This is a genomic window from Sorangium sp. So ce117 (genome assembly GCF_051524395.1).
Classification (GTDB): Bacteria; Myxococcota_A; Polyangia; order Polyangiales; family Polyangiaceae; genus Sorangium; species Sorangium cellulosum_B.
On the sequence record NZ_CP150309.1, the window covers coordinates 13,201,401 to 13,215,796 of the forward strand.

Below are 14,396 nucleotides of genomic sequence, written 5' to 3' on the forward strand. Positions count from 1 at the left end.
CTTCGCTCATGGCCGATACCGATAGGCGAGCGGCCTGAGATAGCTCACCCACGCGTCTGAGGGGGCGCCTCCACTCCACCGCCTGTGGAGACGAGCACGCTGTCGAGCCTCGTGCGCCCGAAGATGCCGCCCGCGCGCACCTCGACGACCGCGAACGCGCGCGCTTCGTCCACGGGGACGACGTCGATCACCGGGCCTCTGGGGACCGGCAAGAAGCGCATTCCCTCGATCGGGATGCTCGCGTCCCACGGAATCCGATGCGGCGGCTCCGTGGGATTCCGAGGCGCGAGATCGCGCGGGCGAGGCGGGACGCGGAGGACGCCGATGCCGTCTTCGCCCGCGGCGACGAAGAGGAGATCGCCGTGCAGCGCGATGGCGTGAAAACCGTACGAGCGCTCGGCCGAGCGTCGACTGCCTTCCAGGCGCCTCACGTGGAGCACCGCCCATTGCTGGAGCGTCCGTAGATCGATGAAGGCGACGTGCGTCCACGGACCGACGCGGGAGGGCGAATGGGAGAGCAAGGCGACGGTGTCGCTGGTCGAGGCGACGGAGACGACCCGCTCGAAGGAGCCATGGTCCACCAGGGTCAGGCTCTCGACGAGCCGCGGCTCGCGCGGGCTCGTCACGTCGACGAGCAGCATGAAGCGAGGGAGCACCCTGTCGTCGATGGCGACGAGGCGCGAGCCGCGCATGGCGAACCCGTCGATTCCCTTGCCAGCCGCGCGCGCCTCGCGCGGCACCCCGATGGGACGCCATTTCTGGGGCGCGCGGAGGTCCACCCAGCCGAGCATCCCTTCGCCCGCGTCGCCGCCCGTGAAGGCGACATCGTCGATGACGAAGATCGCGTGAATGTCGGGATTGCCCTGGATGTCGACGACGCTGGCCGCGCGCTCGCCCGAGAGCCCGCGGATCACCGTGAGCGCGCCGTGGCGCGCAATCACCAGCCTGTCGGCCTCGATGTCGAGCCGGTGCACGGCGCGCACGGGCATGGGGACGGGACCGACCTCGACGAGGGCCGCGGCGCCCTCACGGTAGCTCGGCGCTGCGGTGCGCCGAAAAAGGATGCTTTGCTCGCCCCGCGGCAGGATCCAGGCCTCGCTCATGGTCGATGGGACTCCTCGTCGATGCGCCGCGGCCGAGGTCGACCAGGGCTGAAGCGCGCAGCGTCGCGATGTCGGTCTCGCCCCGCGTGATTCCGCGGCGCCTGGCGTCGTGGGTGCACCAGGCGAGCGATCGACCGGGTGGCCGCGGGGGTACGACGGCGCGCTCCCGGTGTCCACTCGACGCCGGCGGGCCGTCGGCGGGCTGTCTCCGGTCGTGGCACGAGGGCACCGGCGGCGGCGCTCGGCGCTCGGCGCGCGCCGCGAGCGCATGTTCCGGGCGGGGATGGTATGCAGGACGGCGGTGCAGCTCATGACGGCGCCCTCGGAGGACGGCGACGGGGCGGGCCGCGTGGCCGGCCTCGCGGGCGTCGTGCTGTGCGGCGGGCAGAGCCGCCGGATGGGGCGCCCCAAGGCATGGCTGCCGTTCAGGGGCGAGCCGCTGCTCCAGCGGGTGGTGCGGCGCCTCGGCGAGGCGGCGTGGCCGATCGTGGTGGTCGCGGCGCCGGGGCAGGAGCTGCCGCCGCTGCCGGAGGGGGCGCTGCTCGTGCGCGATCCGGTGGAGGGCCGCGGGCCGCTGCAGGGCATCGCGGCCGGGCTCGATGCGATCGCGCCGCTCGCCGAGCGGGCCTACGTCACCTCGACCGACGCGCCCTTCCTGCACCCCGCCTTCGTGCGGCGCCTCGCGGAGCTCCAGGCGGGCGGCCACGCCATCGCGGTGCCGCGGGCGGAGGGGCACCATCACCCGCTCGCCGCGGTGTACGCGTGCTCGGTGCGCAGCGAGGTGGCTGCCTTGCTCGCCGAGGGCAGGCTGCGGCTCTCCACCCTGTTCGAGCGGGCGCGCACCCTTGTCGCGGAGCCGGAGCTCCTGCTCGCGGATCCGCGGCTCCGCGCCGCGGATCCGGCGCTGCGATCGCTGCGCAACCTGAACACGCCCGAGGACTACGCGGCGGCGCTCCGCGAGCTCGACTGACCCGGCCTATTCGCCGCGCGGCGCCGGCGCGCTCGCCGCCGCCGCGCCCCCGGGCTCGCCCCTCGTGATGAGGATCCGCTGCTCTCCGTGCCTGGGCAGGACCACCCGATCCGGCCCCAGCCCGCGCGCGGCCATGACGCGCCGGAGCTCGCGGGGCGCCTCTCCGAACGTGTCGGTGCTGTTGATGAAGGTGTCGAAATGGATAGCCATCATCCGCCGCGCCCCGAGGTCGAGGAAGGCCTGCACCGCCTCCGCCGGATCGACGTGCTTGCTCTCCATGAACTCGCGCGGCCCCACCGGCGCGATCGGCAAGAGGGCCAGATCGATCGAGGGGAATCGCGCGCGCGTCTTCACGAAGCCGTCGCGGTCGTAGGCTGTATCGCCGCCGAAGTAGACCGTGATTCCATGGTACTCGACGACATACCCCGTGAAGCTCTCGGTCATCCAGTCCCGGTCCAGCCCGTAGCGATAGCCGGAGTGCCGCACCGGGACGGCCGTGATCTTGAGATCTCCCTGCCGCCATGTCGTCCAGGTCGGGACCTCGAACGACGCGAAGCTATGGTTGGGCACGTAGACGAGCCCGCCCCGAGGCACGAGCAGCGCGCGGACCTTCGGCTCGATCAGGGACAGCGAGCCGAGCGAGAGGTGGTCGAGGTGCATGTGCGAGATCAGCACGGCGTCGATGGGCGGCAGGTCCTCCGGAGCGATCCCCGGCTCGACGAGCCGCTTCACCATGATGCCCACCGTCGACGTGAAGACGGGGTCGGTCAGGATCCATCGGTCGTCGATCTGCACGAGCACGGTCGCGTGCCCGACCCAGAGCGCGGCGAGCCTCGCCTCGGGGCGGTACGGCGCGCGCACCTTGTCCGGCACGGGCAGCGGGCTCGCGAACAGCCTCGCCACGTTGCTCTCCAGGATGCGCGCGGGCACGCCGCACGACAGGCCCGCGAGCGCGAGGAGCGCCGCGGCGGACAGGCGAGCTGGCGACGAGGAGGGGCGCGTGGCCATGCGCGGCGTCAGAAGTAGCGGATGCTGAGCGTGATCGTTGTCGATCGCAAGGCGGCCGTCGGCGTGGTCGCCACCTGCGCGCCCAGGGCGCCGAACAGGGTATAGACCCCCGCCTCGTACGAGGCCGCCACGTGTCCTCGACCATAGAGCGCGGATCCGCCGAGCGAGCAGGACAGGTAGTCGCCGCCGTCGAGGAGCGGGAAATAAGCGCGGACGCCGCCCCGGATCACCCAGCGATCGGCGAACGCGCCCGGACGGGCGACGTACCCGGGCGAGCCGAAGAGCTCGATCGAGCCGGCGTGGCGCGTGAGCGGCTCCGCGATGAAGGCGCGCCACGGCGAGAGCTTGCGGTTGATCCCGAACGAGTAGAGCAGCGGCGTCACCTGCCAGCGGAACCCGAAGCGCGCCTCGCCCGGTTCGAGCCACAGCTCGGGGCTCGGCACGAGCTGGACGAGGAGCCACGCCAGCGTGGGGCGGATGTCGGGCTCCGTGGCGGCGGCCGCCGGCGCCGCCTGCCGCGGCGCCTCGGGCGACGCGCCCAGGGCGAGCGGCGACGCGCCCGCGGCGAGCGGGCAGAGCAGCCAGCCGAGCGCGGCGGCGCAAGCAGCCAGCGCAGGAGCGCGGCGTCGCGCGAGGGAGCGCGCTCCGGGCATGCCGCGGCTACGGCGCGTCGCCGTACACCCTGCCGAGCTGCTTGTAGAGGAACCGCGCCGCGTGCTCTCCGTAGGGCGTCTGCGCCGCGTACACGTCGGGCGAGGCGATCGGCGCGTGCGCCGCCAGCGCGCCTGGCCGCCCGAGCCGGGCGAGATCCTCGCTGAGCGCCTCCATCGAGGCATACCGGTTCTCCGGCCGCTTGCGCAGGCACTTCACGATCACCGCCTCGAGCGCGCGCGACGCCGGGCTCTCACCCAGGTTGGGCGGCGGGGGCGGCGTGACGAGCTGGTGGGCCAGCACCACGGCCTCGTCCATGGCGGGCGCCAGGGCGGGGGAGGAGCTCCGCGCGACGCTGAAGGGGAGACGGCCGGTGAACATCCGGTACATGAGCATGCCGAAGCCGTAGACGTCCGTGCGCCCGTCGGGAGGGTCGCTGACGGTCTGCTCCGGCGCCATGTACTCCAGGGTGCCGACGGTCACCCCGGCCTGCGTGAGCCCCGAGTGCTCGTACAGCTTCGCGAACCCGAAATCGACGACCTTGGCCGCCCAGGCGTCGCCCTTCTCCCCCACGAGGAACACGTTGGCGGGCTTCACATCGCGGTGGACGATCCCCGCGCGGTGGGCCGCGCCGAGCCCGGCCGCGGCCTGCAGGAGGAAGGGCACGCCGGCCTCCGGGGACAGCCGCTTCTCGCGCAGGAGCAGCGAGCTCAGCGACTCGCCGAAGAGGAACTCCAGCACGAGGTAAGGCGACCCATCGTGGAGGCCGATGTCGAGGACCTCGACGATGTTCGGGTGCACGACGGTGGCCGCGGCCTTGGCCTCCAGGAGAAACCGCGCCTTCACCTTGGGCTCGCGGCGGAGCCTCGCCTCCAGGAGCTTCAGCGCGACGGGCGCGCCGCTCTTCGTGTCCTCCGCCAGGAACACCTGCGCCATGGCGCCGCTGCCGATCAGGCCCCGCACCCGGTACCGCTCGGCGATGATCGCGCCCACGTGCTCGGTGGGCTGGGACCGGATCCGCCGGATGTCGTGGCTCGCGACCAGCTTCTCTCCGTCGTGCGGGCAGAAGCGGTGGTCATCCGCGTACCGCCGGTGGCAACGAGGGCACAGCATGAGGTCCCGTTCTCGGGGATAGCCCTTCCGCCGCCCCTTTTGCAAGACCCGACGTGCGTGTCGTGATCGCGCCTCGCGAAGGGGCGCGGCACGATCACGACACGCGGGACATGTCCGACGGCATCCGCGCCCTGGGCTCGTGGATCAGGACCGTCTCGGCGCTGGAGAGCTCCTCCATGTCGGGCGCGTCGCCTGACATGCGCCAGCCCGGGCTCCGCTTGGGCAGGCTGTCGAGCAGGCCGACGAACGAGCTCACCCACTCCTTGATGTCCTGAGGCCGCTCGTCGGGCGACAGCGCGAGCGCCCGCGCGAAGGCGCGGTCGACGTCCGGCGGCGTCCCCGGGAGCAGCGACGAGACGGGCGCCGGAGGGGCGCACGAGAGGCTCGACAGGATGGTGGCGAGGTCCTCTCCGGCGGCGATGCGGCGTCCGGTGAGCGCCTGGTAAGCGACGGCCGCGAAGGAGTAGAGATCGCTGCGCGTGTCCACCGACCTGCCGCGCGCCTGTTCCGGGGCCATGTAGAGCGGAGTTCCCAGGAAGATGCCCGTCGAGGTCGCGCTCACGTCGGCGGAGAGCTCCTTGGCGATACCGAAGTCGAGGATCTTGACGTGAAAGTCGCCCGGCCCCGTCGACGGGATCAGGAAGATGTTCTCCGGCTTGACGTCGCGGTGCACGAGCCCCGCCGCGTGCGCAGCGCCGAGCGCCGAGGCACCCTCGCGCAGCAGCACCGCCACCTGGGCTGGCGTCCCGGGCCCGTGCGACTTCATCGCGTGAGCGAGGGTGAAGCCGTCCAGCCACTCCATCACGATGAAGAGCGTCCCGTCCTCGAGCTCGCCCGAGTCGTACACCTCGACGACGGACGAATGACGGATTCGCGCGACGAGGCGCGCCTCTCTCGCGAACCGCTCGCGCACATCCTCGTTGTTGAAGTGCTCTGTCCTGATAGTCTTGAGCGCGACCTCGCGCCCGAGCCGCTCGTCGTGGGCCTTGAATACCCTGCCCATGCCGCCCTCCGCGACAGCCCGGGTCAGGCGATACCGCCCCGCCACGCGATAGGGGGACGGCCGCGGCCTCTTCAGCGCGGCGCCGTCATCGAGGCATCGCTCCACACGCTGATCGTAACAGCGCTGGCAGCTGGGACATATCTGCAGGATATCGATACCGCGGCGCACCATGTCTTCGAGCGTCGCTGCCCGCCGCTCCGCCGCGCTCGCGAGATCCTTGCGCAGCCGCGAGAGCTCGAGCGCGCTGCCGAGGTGGTGCGCGAACGAGCGGACGAGCCGTCGGGTCGTATCGCTCCACACGACGCCGCCGCCGACGATGACCAGCGCGCCGTGGACGTCGCCCGACATGCCGAGGACGGGGACCACGACATCCGCGGATCTCGGAAAGGAGTGTTGGGGTAGCGCGGCGTGGCGCAGAGCGTCGACGTGCGGCGCCTCGGTGGTGGTCGCGGTGAGGCTGACCATCGCCTGCTCCTCGGCCTTCCACACCGCGACCTCGCGGGCGCCGATCGCCTCCGCGATCTGCGCCGCCGCGGCGGACGACCACCTCGCGATGTCGTCGAGCGCCTGTGCCGAGGAGACGACGAGCTCCGCGAGCTTCTCCTGCTCCTCCGCGAGCTGGCGCGCGAAATACTGCACCGTTGCGTACGCGATGGCCGACACCGTGAGGAGGTTCATCGCGAAGAAGCCGGCGAGGAGGCTCGGAGGCGCCTCCGGCGCGACGCCGGAGAGGAGCGGGTCGGCAACGCCGGCGGCCATCACGAGCAGCGTGTACGCGATGAACCAGGGGACGGACGCCCGCGATCCGTGGAACAGCAGCAACGTCAGCGGCGCGAGGAGCGCCCACAGGACGACGCCGCTCGAGCCGACGAACCCTCCCCGGCTCGCGTGCATGAGAAACGGCAGGGCGAAGATGAGCAGCGCCTGACGGAAGCGGAACCCGGCAAACTCCTTCGTCCTGGCGAAGTGGGCGAGGCTCAGGCCGGTACACACCATGTAGCCGAGCGGGATCGCCGCCGAGCGGTGGTCCCCGGCTGCCCCATAGGCGATCACCCAGACGGGGCACGCGCACGCCTTGAGCGCCGCGGTGAGCGTGAGGATCTTCTTGTGCTGGCGCACCTTCGGATCGTCGCCCGACTTCAGCCCCATCCGAGCGATGGCCTGGAAAAACTTCATTCTGGTCGATTGTACGACGCTGAGCAGGGCGGCCTCAAGCCGTGGTCAAGCGTTCGGGGGCACAATGCAGTCGAGGTGTAGATGTTGGGCTCACTGACAGGGGGCGGTCGCTCCGGCGTGCGCTGCGTGGAGACGAGCGACGGCTCGGTCTGCGCGCGCGCCGATCGACCGAACCGATCCTGAGGTGAGATCGGCTTCCCTCGGCGGCGCGGGCGTTGCCGCCTGCGCCGCCTGCCGGATATCCTGCGAGCGGCTCCCTGCCCCGAGCGGCCGCCCGCTCGCAACGATCATGGCAGCGAGCTCAGCGACTCGCCGAAGAGGAACTCCAGCACGAGGTAAGGCGACCCTTCCTGGAGGCGGATGTCGAGGACCTCGACGATGTTCGGGTGAACGACCGTGGCCTCCAGGAGGAACCGCGCCTTCACCTCGGGTTCGCGGCGGAGCCTCGTCTCCAGGAGCTTCAGCGCGACGGGCGCGCCGCTCTTCGTGTCCTCCGCCAGGAACACCTGCGCCATGGCGCCGCGGCCGATCAGGCCCCGCACCCGGTAGCGCGCAGTACTCTCCGGCACCTATCGGCAGCACCGCTCAGGCCGCGTTCCTCCTCGCCCGCATTGCTGACACCACCAACTCGTTTTGCCCGGCTGCTCGGATGTCTTCGGCGTCCTCGGCTTCACGGAGGCCCCCGCGAGCTTTTCCGCCGCTTGCGGCGCCTTCTCGACAGGCTTGCGCGCCGTCGAGAGCTCCGCGCGCAGCACCCGCGCCTCCAGCGCGAACGAGTCCCGCTCGGCGCGCGCCTGCCGGGCCTCCTCCAGCGCTGCCTGGCGCTCCGTTTCTGCGACAGCCTTCGCGGACTCCAGGGCGGCGTGCGTCGCGTGCTGCGCCAGCAGGATCGCTTCGGCCTCACGCTGCGATGCCTCGGCGTCGCGCAGGGCCGCGTGTTGCGCCTGCCGAGCCGCTTCGGCGTCGCGCAGGGCCGCGCTTTGCGCCTGCCGGGCCGCTTCGACTTCGCGCAGGGCCGCGCTTTGTGCCTGTCGGGCCGCTTCGGCCTCACGCTGGGCTGCCTCGGCGTCGCGCTGCGCTGAATCCTGCGCCTTGCGAGCCGCTTCGGTCTCGCGCTGCGCTGTATCCTGCGCCTTGCGAGCGGCCTCCGCCCCGCGGCGCACGGCCTCGGCCTTGCGCTCTCGCGCCGACTCGGCATGAGCCGCCTCTCCTGCAGCGAGCGCGCGCCGCGCTTCCTCGAGAGCCCTCCGTAGCTGCCGTCGCCCCCGCTCAGCGACGAGCGCCGCCACGAGCAGCGCCGCCAGCGCAAGGAGTATCAGCCCGGTCGCCATCCGTCCGCCAGCAAGCGCCCGCGCTTCGCGAGCAAGAACGCGCGATTCTCCGCCGTCAGGTGCCCACGGAACAGGGAGGGGAGCTCGTCGTAAGGGGTCACAACGCACCCGCGCCAGCGAAGAGAATCAGCGCCGCCTCTCGAGGGCAGCGATGTCCTTGTCGCACACCGCTCGCTGGACGCCAATGGCCTCTGGGCCTGTCGCCGCGCTGCGGCTCCGCGGGCCCCCTGTGGTAGTCTCGGCCCGACCACCGGCCCTGAACCAAGAGGATGCGCGATGCCCTACTCCCAGGCGAAGACGATCCTCGCCCTCCATAGCCCTCTCGGCCCCGACGCCCTCGCCCTCGTCAGGATCCATGGCGAGGAGCGGCTGTCGGGCCTATTTCGGTTCGAGCTCGACCTCCTGTCCGAGGAGCGGGCCATCGATTTTTCTGCCATCGTCGGCCAGGGCATCACCGCGGTCATCCGCCTCTCCAGCGGTGCCGAGCGCATGATCCACGGTGTCGTCACGCGCTTCCGTCAGGCCGGCCGTGTCTATGTCGACGGCGGCCAGCCGAGGACCGCCTATCGCGCCGAGATCCACCCCTGGCTCTGGTTTCTGACGAGGACCACCGACTCCCGCATCTTCCAGGACAGATCGGTGCCCGACATCGTGAAGCAGATCTTCGATGACCTCGGCTTCTCCGATCACAAGGACGAGCTGACCGGCTCGTACGCTCCTCGCGAGGTGTGTGTCCAATACCAGGAGACCGCGTTTCAGTTCGTCTCGCGGCTGCTGGAGGAGGAGGGCATCTATTACTATTTCCAGCACGAGGACGGAAAGCACACCCTCGTCCTCGGCGACGACAGCGCGGGCAACCCGCGCTGCCCCGATCTCGGCGACGTGCGCCACGTGGGCGCCGCCGAGACCTCGACGCGCGATGAGGACGCGATGACCGTCTGCGAGCTCATCGGAGAGGTCGTCGCGGGGTCGTATGCGGCGACCGACTACAACTTCAGGGCGCCCAGCACCTCGCTGCTCAGCCAGGCGAGCGGCGGCGGGGCGAAGCTCGCGCTCTTCGAGTACCCCGGCGGCTACGCCGACAAGGGCGCCGGCGACGCGATCGCCACGCGTCGCATCGAGGCGGAGGAGGGCGTGGCACGGCGCCTCGTCGGCAGCTCGTTCTGCCGCGCGTTCACGGCCGGCCATGCGTTCCAGCTCGTCCAGCACGAGCGCTCCGACGTGAACGGCGAGTACCTGCTCCTCGCCGTCACGCACTCGGCCGACAACGACGAGTACCAGAACTCCTTCGAGGCGATGCCCATGCAGAGCCCCTTTCGCCCCGCGCGCGTGACGCCGAGGCCCCTCATCGCGGGGGCTCAGACGGCCGTCGTCGTCGGCAAGAGCGGCGAGGAGATATGGACCGACGAGTTCGGCCGCATCAAGGTGCAGTTTCACTGGGACCGGTACGGCAAGCGCGACGAGAACAGCTCCTGCTGGATCCGCGTCGCCCAGTCCTGGGCCGGCAAGGGGTGGGGCAACTGGTTCTTGCCGCGCGTCGGCCAGGAGGTCGTGGTCAGCTTCCTCGGCGGCGATCCCGACAGGCCGCTCTGCACCGGGTCGGTGTACAACGCGGACCAGACGGTCCCCTACGCGCTTCCCGGCGAGCAGACGAAGAGCACCCTCCTGTCCCGCTCGTCGAAGGGGGGCAGCGCGGGCAACGAGCTCCGCTTCGAGGACAAGAAGGACAGCGAGGAGCTCTTCATGCACGCCCAGAAGGACATGGTCGTCGACGTGGAGAACGACTGGACGATCGGCGTCAAGCACGACCAGGCGATCACCATCGACCACGATCAGACGCTGGCGGTGGGTGGAGACCAGACCATCAGCGTGGAGAAGAGCCGCACGGTGACGATCGACAAGGGGGACGACCTGCTGACGGTGGGGAAGGGCAACCGCACGATCGACGTGTCGAAGGGCAACGAGTCGCACGCGGTCAAGGGGACACGGGACCTGACGGTCGAGGGGCACGAGACCCACACCAACAAGGCCAACTTCACCCAGGAGGTGAAGGGCAATCACGTCCTCAAGGTGAAGGGGAACCTGGTCATCGAGGCCAAGACGGTGACCATCAAGAGCGAGCAGGCGATGACCCTCAAGGCTGGGAAGGCGCTGAAGGGCGAGGCCGGCGCGGATCTCACGCTGAAGGGCGACGGGAAGGTCGCGATCAAGGGCAGCGAGGTGAAGAACAACTGACGTCCGCCCGGGCGTGGGCGAGCGCGTCGCGAAAGGAGCGCCCTTGTCGATCACCGAGGAGGAGGTCTTCGCTCAGGCGGTGGACAACGCAGGGTTCCTGTGGAGCCAGCGCGACAGTGCGGCGCGCGATCCGCGGTACGACCTGAAGGGCCTCGCGGAGGTCGACGGGCGGCTCGCCGCGCAGCTCGATCTGCTGGAGCGAGGTGGGCGCGCGGCGTGGGACGGCTGCGCGGCCGCGGCCGAGGAAGGGGGGGCGGGCGAGGTGTTCGCGGCGCTCTCGCTCGCGCTCACGCGGCGGGATCAGGGGGCGATCGCGGCGTTGATCGCGCGGGGGATCGATGCGCCGGATGTGGCGCGCGGGGTGGTGTCGGCGCTCGGGTGGGCGGCGCCGGAGCTCGTGAAGGACGTGCTGCCAGCGCTGCTCGGCGCGAAGGCAGGGCCGGCGCTCCGGACCATCGGCATCGCCGCGAGCGCGGTGCGGCGGCGGGATCCGGGGCCGGCGCTCAAGGAGGCGCTCTCCGCCGAGGACGCGCGGCTGCGGGCGCGGGCGCTCAAGGCGCTCGGGGAGCTCGGGTACGTGGAGGGGATCGACGACGCGCGGCGGGCGCTCTCTTCCGAGGACGAGGCGGTGCGGTTCTGGGCGGCGTGGTCGGCGGCGCTTCTCGGGGACGAGCGCGGCATGGATGTGCTGCTGGAGATCGCGGCCGGCGGGGGAGCGCTCGCGCAGCGGGCTGCGGGCGTGGCGCTGCGGCGGCTCGGTCCGCACGCGGGGGCGCGGTGGCTGAGGGGGCTCGGGGGATCGCCGAGGGCGGCGCGGGCGGCGATCGCGGGGGTGGGGGCGCTCGGGGATCCGGCGCACGTGCCGTGGCTCATCGACCGGATGAGCGCGCCCAGGCTGGCCCGCCTGGCGGGCGGGGCGCTGTCGTTGATCACGGGGGTGGAGTTGGTGAGAGAGGAGCTCGAGGGGCCCGCGCTGGAGGAGGCTGGGCCGAGCGACGACCCGGAGGACGAGGACGTGGGGCCCGATCCGGACGACGGGCTGCCGTGGCCTGATGCGGTGGCGGTGGGGCGGTGGTGGGCGCGCCAGAGAGGGGACTTCGCGGCGGGGACGAGGCATCTCTGGGGGAGGGGGGTCGACCTGGAGGGGCTGAACGAGGTGCTGCGGCGCGGGAGCCAGCCGGCGAGGGCGGCGGCGGCGATAGAGCGGTGCTTCCTGAGGCCGCGGCTGGGAGTGTTCGAGGTGCGTGCGCGGGGGGAAGTGCAGCGGGCGGAGCTTGGGGTGTAGGGGATGAGCGCCGGGGTGGTCGCGCGCGCAGGGCGCGCGGGGCGCGTGCGACTGCGCGGCAGGACGAAAGCTCGGGGCTTGGCGCGCCGCTTCAACACGGCCGGGCTCTGTCGGGGATGGGCGCGAGCGCTTGCGCGGGAGGGCGCGCAGCGCCGAGCCGGCTCGAGAAACTTGAACCGCACGGGAGCACAAGTAAATTCGAAAGGCGAGAGCTTCCGGAGTCGGCTTTAGGGTTGCCGCCCTTGGCGGAGCATGCTTCGCCAAACACGAGTGATGTTCGAGAGCTATCCCATGAGGTTAGTCGAAAATACGCCTTTTGTGAACCTACGTGTACCATGACAGCCAGCGCTGAGCGCTCAGTCAGCCGGACATACCTGCGTCAGGGCGATCGTTTGGTAGCCACTGTCGATGATGACCAGATCGAGCGTCTGTTCGACGTGGCGGTGGGCGCTAGCGCTGAGAGCTCCGACCATGGATTCTGGGTTGTCGAACGCGCTCATGATATTGTGACGGTGCCGGATGACATCGCCGGTTTCGTCCCAGCTGTGGAAGCGGTCTGGGCGGAACGCGCGCGGCGCTTGGGGAGGTTCTATCGGGTCTTCTGTGCAGCGCCGCCGCTCGGCTGGTGCCGCCGATACCTCTTCGTGCCACTTCTCTCGATTGAGCTACAGGTTCTCCCCCGGGTCGAATTAAACGTCCTACTGAAACACGCCATGGTCGTTCGAACGATCGAGTAAGCTGATGATACTTCCGCCCGAAATCGACCTCCTGTCAAATGTTCATCTCTCTTCCGTGGTCCTGAGTGAGCCACGGTATCGATGCGCGTTCGATTGTGAATTGCCGGCTCGCAACGCGAGCGAAGCTCGGCAGGTGCTGGAAGTCTGTGCATCCGGCGCCGCGAGCGGCGCTTGGAGAAACCTGGAGATCGCTCGGATCGCCGACCTGATCAGGGATGGCTATAAGGCCCACCTCGAGCACCTCGACACGGAGATCTCGGCCAAGTACGAAGAATTTCTGGCTGGGCGCATGACGAAAGAGCAGTTCGCGCGCTGGGCATCGGCGCAGCGTACCCGCGGCGCACGTTACTATCGACTGCAAACCCTGAAAAAAGGCGCGCCGATTGCTGCGGTTCTCCCCGAAATACGGGATCAATTCGAGTATGGGCTCGGCGGGCGCAACTTCTCCAATCTCGTCACTCGCACACAGGAGAAGCTTGGACCCGGAGCGTCACGCGAGCAGGTGTACGACCGCATCATCAAGGGGGCCACGAAGCCAAACGCGCAGGTCAGCCTGCGCGTAAACGATTTCGTGCGGTACATGGAGACGGGTAAGCCGCTCATCTTCGCACGCTCGGTGAAGATTTCCCCGAAGACGGCCCTCCGTGGCCTGGGTGTGATCGGGGTTGCAACTGGCGCCTACGACGTCATCACCGCACCGCCGGCGCAGCGAGGCGAGGTCGCCCGTCGTATCGGGTTCGAGTTTGGCGGGGCGATCGCCGTGTCGGAGGTCGGGATCGCGAGCCTCGTAGCTTTTACCGCAACGCCCTTTGGTTGGGTCATCGCTGCTGGTATCATCCTCGGCGTGGGAGGAAGCGTTCTAGGCGGACGGCTTCACGATAAAATATTCTATTCCAACAGCGCGGAGTCGGTACACGGCGCCTTGCAGCGCTCAGGCGCGATAGAACAATCTCACCTCCAATCGAGCTTTGCTGCGCCGCACGGTGCGCCGGCCTCGCTGGCGCGGCTCGCGCCGTTCAAGCCCGGAGGTGGCAGATTCGGAGGAGGAGGAGCTAGCGGGCGATGGTAGCCCGCTATTCGCTGGTTTCTGCGCCGATTTCGCATCCCGGTTGTTCCCCGCGGTCAAGACGCGGCGCTCTTTCTCGGCCGGAGTGTAGGAGTCATCCTGGAGGATAAGGATGGAGACGCAGTGCAGTCGCTCCACTCGCATTGGACGCGCCGCGGCGCGCTAGAACCAGTGATCATCGCTCCAGCCCTCCGCCTCCGCGAAGACGACGCCGTTGAGCGAAGCGAGCGCGTCCCGTACATCCTGTGTGACCACGAGCACCGCGGGGACCTCGTCGAGACGGAAAAGCCTCACGCCGTGGATCCGGCTTTCATCGATTGCCAAGCTCTGGATGCGGGCGATCTGCTGCTTGTAAAGCGTGTATTCCGCTCGGCCGTGGTCGATACAGGCGATCCGTCCAACCACATTCCATATAAAATGCGGGCCGAATTCAGCGTCTTGGCAGACTAGCTGGGCATGGTATCCATCGAAGTTGTCGACGCCGCTGCGCTGAAGTGCATCAATGAACTGGCGGCTCACGACAGGGCCGTGCAGCGTCATGAAGTAGTCTGGATATTTATCCATGGACGTTTCGACTATGACGCGCTTGACCGTCGCGGCCTCATCGAGGGGGAGTTTGATCCCTTGCATGTATTTAGGCAGGAGGCCCGCATCAGGCTCCTCGATGCCCGCGACGATCTCGATCTCCGGGTCCGGCTCCAGTATGTAATGCATCGAT

General features: G+C 69.7%; 13 protein-coding genes. 5 read left to right on the forward strand and 8 right to left on the reverse strand.

Annotated features, from left to right (window positions below; all coding sequences use genetic code 11):
• Positions 1–44: 44 nt before the first annotated feature.
• Entirely contained in the window at positions 45–1,103 is a 1,059-nt protein-coding gene (locus WMF46_RS49670; protein WP_437983663.1) for a hypothetical protein, read from the reverse strand.
• Between the two features lie 169 nt (positions 1,104–1,272).
• On the opposite strand from WMF46_RS49670, the gene mobA reads away from it, so the two are divergent.
• The gene (mobA, locus tag WMF46_RS49675; RefSeq protein ID WP_437983664.1) at positions 1,273–2,073 is read left to right on the forward strand and encodes a molybdenum cofactor guanylyltransferase; all 801 of its coding nucleotides are present in this window, start codon (positions 1,273–1,275) and stop codon (positions 2,071–2,073) included.
• Between the two features lie 6 nt (positions 2,074–2,079).
• On the opposite strand, the gene WMF46_RS49680 is transcribed toward mobA, so the two are convergent.
• The 6 genes from WMF46_RS49680 to WMF46_RS49705 all read right to left on the reverse strand — a co-directional run bounded on the left by WMF46_RS49680 (position 2,080) and on the right by WMF46_RS49705 (position 8,355).
• On the reverse strand, positions 2,080–3,081 hold the full coding sequence (locus tag WMF46_RS49680; protein WP_437983665.1) for an MBL fold metallo-hydrolase: 1,002 nt from the start codon (positions 3,079–3,081) through the stop codon (positions 2,080–2,082).
• Positions 3,082–3,089: 8 nt separating this feature from the next.
• Positions 3,090–3,734, reverse strand: a complete 645-nt coding sequence (locus tag WMF46_RS49685) for a hypothetical protein (protein WP_437983666.1) — start codon at positions 3,732–3,734, stop codon at positions 3,090–3,092.
• A 7-nt stretch (positions 3,735–3,741) separates the two neighbouring features.
• Positions 3,742–4,845 carry a serine/threonine-protein kinase gene (locus WMF46_RS49690; RefSeq protein ID WP_437983667.1) on the reverse strand — a complete coding sequence of 368 codons (1,104 nt, stop codon included), beginning with the start codon at positions 4,843–4,845 and terminating at the stop codon, positions 3,742–3,744.
• A 94-nt stretch (positions 4,846–4,939) separates the two neighbouring features.
• Positions 4,940–7,024: a serine/threonine-protein kinase gene (locus WMF46_RS49695; protein ID WP_437983668.1), complete on the reverse strand. Its 2,085-nt coding sequence runs from the start codon at positions 7,022–7,024 to the stop codon at positions 4,940–4,942.
• 287 nt (positions 7,025–7,311) lie between these two features.
• Positions 7,312–7,593, reverse strand: coding sequence for a protein kinase domain-containing protein (locus WMF46_RS49700; RefSeq protein WP_437983669.1), 282 nt, complete (start codon positions 7,591–7,593; stop codon positions 7,312–7,314).
• Complete coding sequence (locus WMF46_RS49705; protein WP_437983670.1) at positions 7,594–8,355, reverse strand: hypothetical protein; 762 nt, start codon at positions 8,353–8,355, stop codon at positions 7,594–7,596.
• A 276-nt stretch (positions 8,356–8,631) separates the two neighbouring features.
• Here WMF46_RS49705 and WMF46_RS49710 point away from each other — a divergent pair, with 276 nt between their 5' ends.
• The 4 genes from WMF46_RS49710 (at position 8,632) to WMF46_RS49725 (ending at position 13,681) form a co-directional block, all read left to right on the forward strand.
• Complete coding sequence (locus WMF46_RS49710; protein WP_437983671.1) at positions 8,632–10,590, forward strand: type VI secretion system Vgr family protein; 1,959 nt, start codon at positions 8,632–8,634, stop codon at positions 10,588–10,590.
• A 43-nt stretch (positions 10,591–10,633) separates the two neighbouring features.
• Positions 10,634–11,875, forward strand: a complete 1,242-nt coding sequence (locus WMF46_RS49715; RefSeq protein ID WP_437983672.1) for a TIGR02270 family protein — start codon at positions 10,634–10,636, stop codon at positions 11,873–11,875.
• Between the two features lie 335 nt (positions 11,876–12,210).
• Positions 12,211–12,612 carry a hypothetical protein gene (locus WMF46_RS49720; RefSeq protein ID WP_437983673.1) on the forward strand — a complete coding sequence of 134 codons (402 nt, stop codon included), beginning with the start codon at positions 12,211–12,213 and terminating at the stop codon, positions 12,610–12,612.
• A 4-nt stretch (positions 12,613–12,616) separates the two neighbouring features.
• Positions 12,617–13,681 carry a hypothetical protein gene (locus WMF46_RS49725; RefSeq protein WP_437983674.1) on the forward strand — a complete coding sequence of 355 codons (1,065 nt, stop codon included), beginning with the start codon at positions 12,617–12,619 and terminating at the stop codon, positions 13,679–13,681.
• Positions 13,682–13,840: 159 nt separating this feature from the next.
• Here WMF46_RS49725 and WMF46_RS49730 read toward each other — a convergent pair whose 3' ends face one another.
• Positions 13,841–14,392, reverse strand: coding sequence for an imm11 family protein (locus WMF46_RS49730; RefSeq protein WP_437983675.1), 552 nt, complete (start codon positions 14,390–14,392; stop codon positions 13,841–13,843).
• Positions 14,393–14,396 lie beyond the last annotated feature (4 nt).

Excerpts from the sequence above, each read along its gene's own strand:
- WMF46_RS49670 (WP_437983663.1), bottom strand. The coding sequence starts at position 1,103 with ATGAGCGAGGCCTGGATCCTGCCGCGGGGCGAGCAAAGCATCCTTTTT.
- WMF46_RS49680 (WP_437983665.1), bottom strand. The coding sequence starts at position 3,081 with ATGGCCACGCGCCCCTCCTCGTCGCCAGCTCGCCTGTCCGCCGCGGCG.
- WMF46_RS49685 (WP_437983666.1), bottom strand. The coding sequence starts at position 3,734 with ATGCCCGGAGCGCGCTCCCTCGCGCGACGCCGCGCTCCTGCGCTGGCT.
- WMF46_RS49690 (WP_437983667.1), bottom strand. The coding sequence starts at position 4,845 with ATGCTGTGCCCTCGTTGCCACCGGCGGTACGCGGATGACCACCGCTTC.
- WMF46_RS49695 (WP_437983668.1), bottom strand. The coding sequence starts at position 7,024 with ATGAAGTTTTTCCAGGCCATCGCTCGGATGGGGCTGAAGTCGGGCGAC.
- WMF46_RS49705 (WP_437983670.1), bottom strand. The coding sequence starts at position 8,355 with ATGGCGACCGGGCTGATACTCCTTGCGCTGGCGGCGCTGCTCGTGGCG.
- WMF46_RS49710 (WP_437983671.1), top strand. The coding sequence starts at position 8,632 with ATGCCCTACTCCCAGGCGAAGACGATCCTCGCCCTCCATAGCCCTCTC.
- WMF46_RS49720 (WP_437983673.1), top strand. The coding sequence starts at position 12,211 with ATGACAGCCAGCGCTGAGCGCTCAGTCAGCCGGACATACCTGCGTCAG.
- WMF46_RS49725 (WP_437983674.1), top strand. The coding sequence starts at position 12,617 with ATGATACTTCCGCCCGAAATCGACCTCCTGTCAAATGTTCATCTCTCT.
- WMF46_RS49730 (WP_437983675.1), bottom strand. The coding sequence starts at position 14,392 with ATGCATTACATACTGGAGCCGGACCCGGAGATCGAGATCGTCGCGGGC.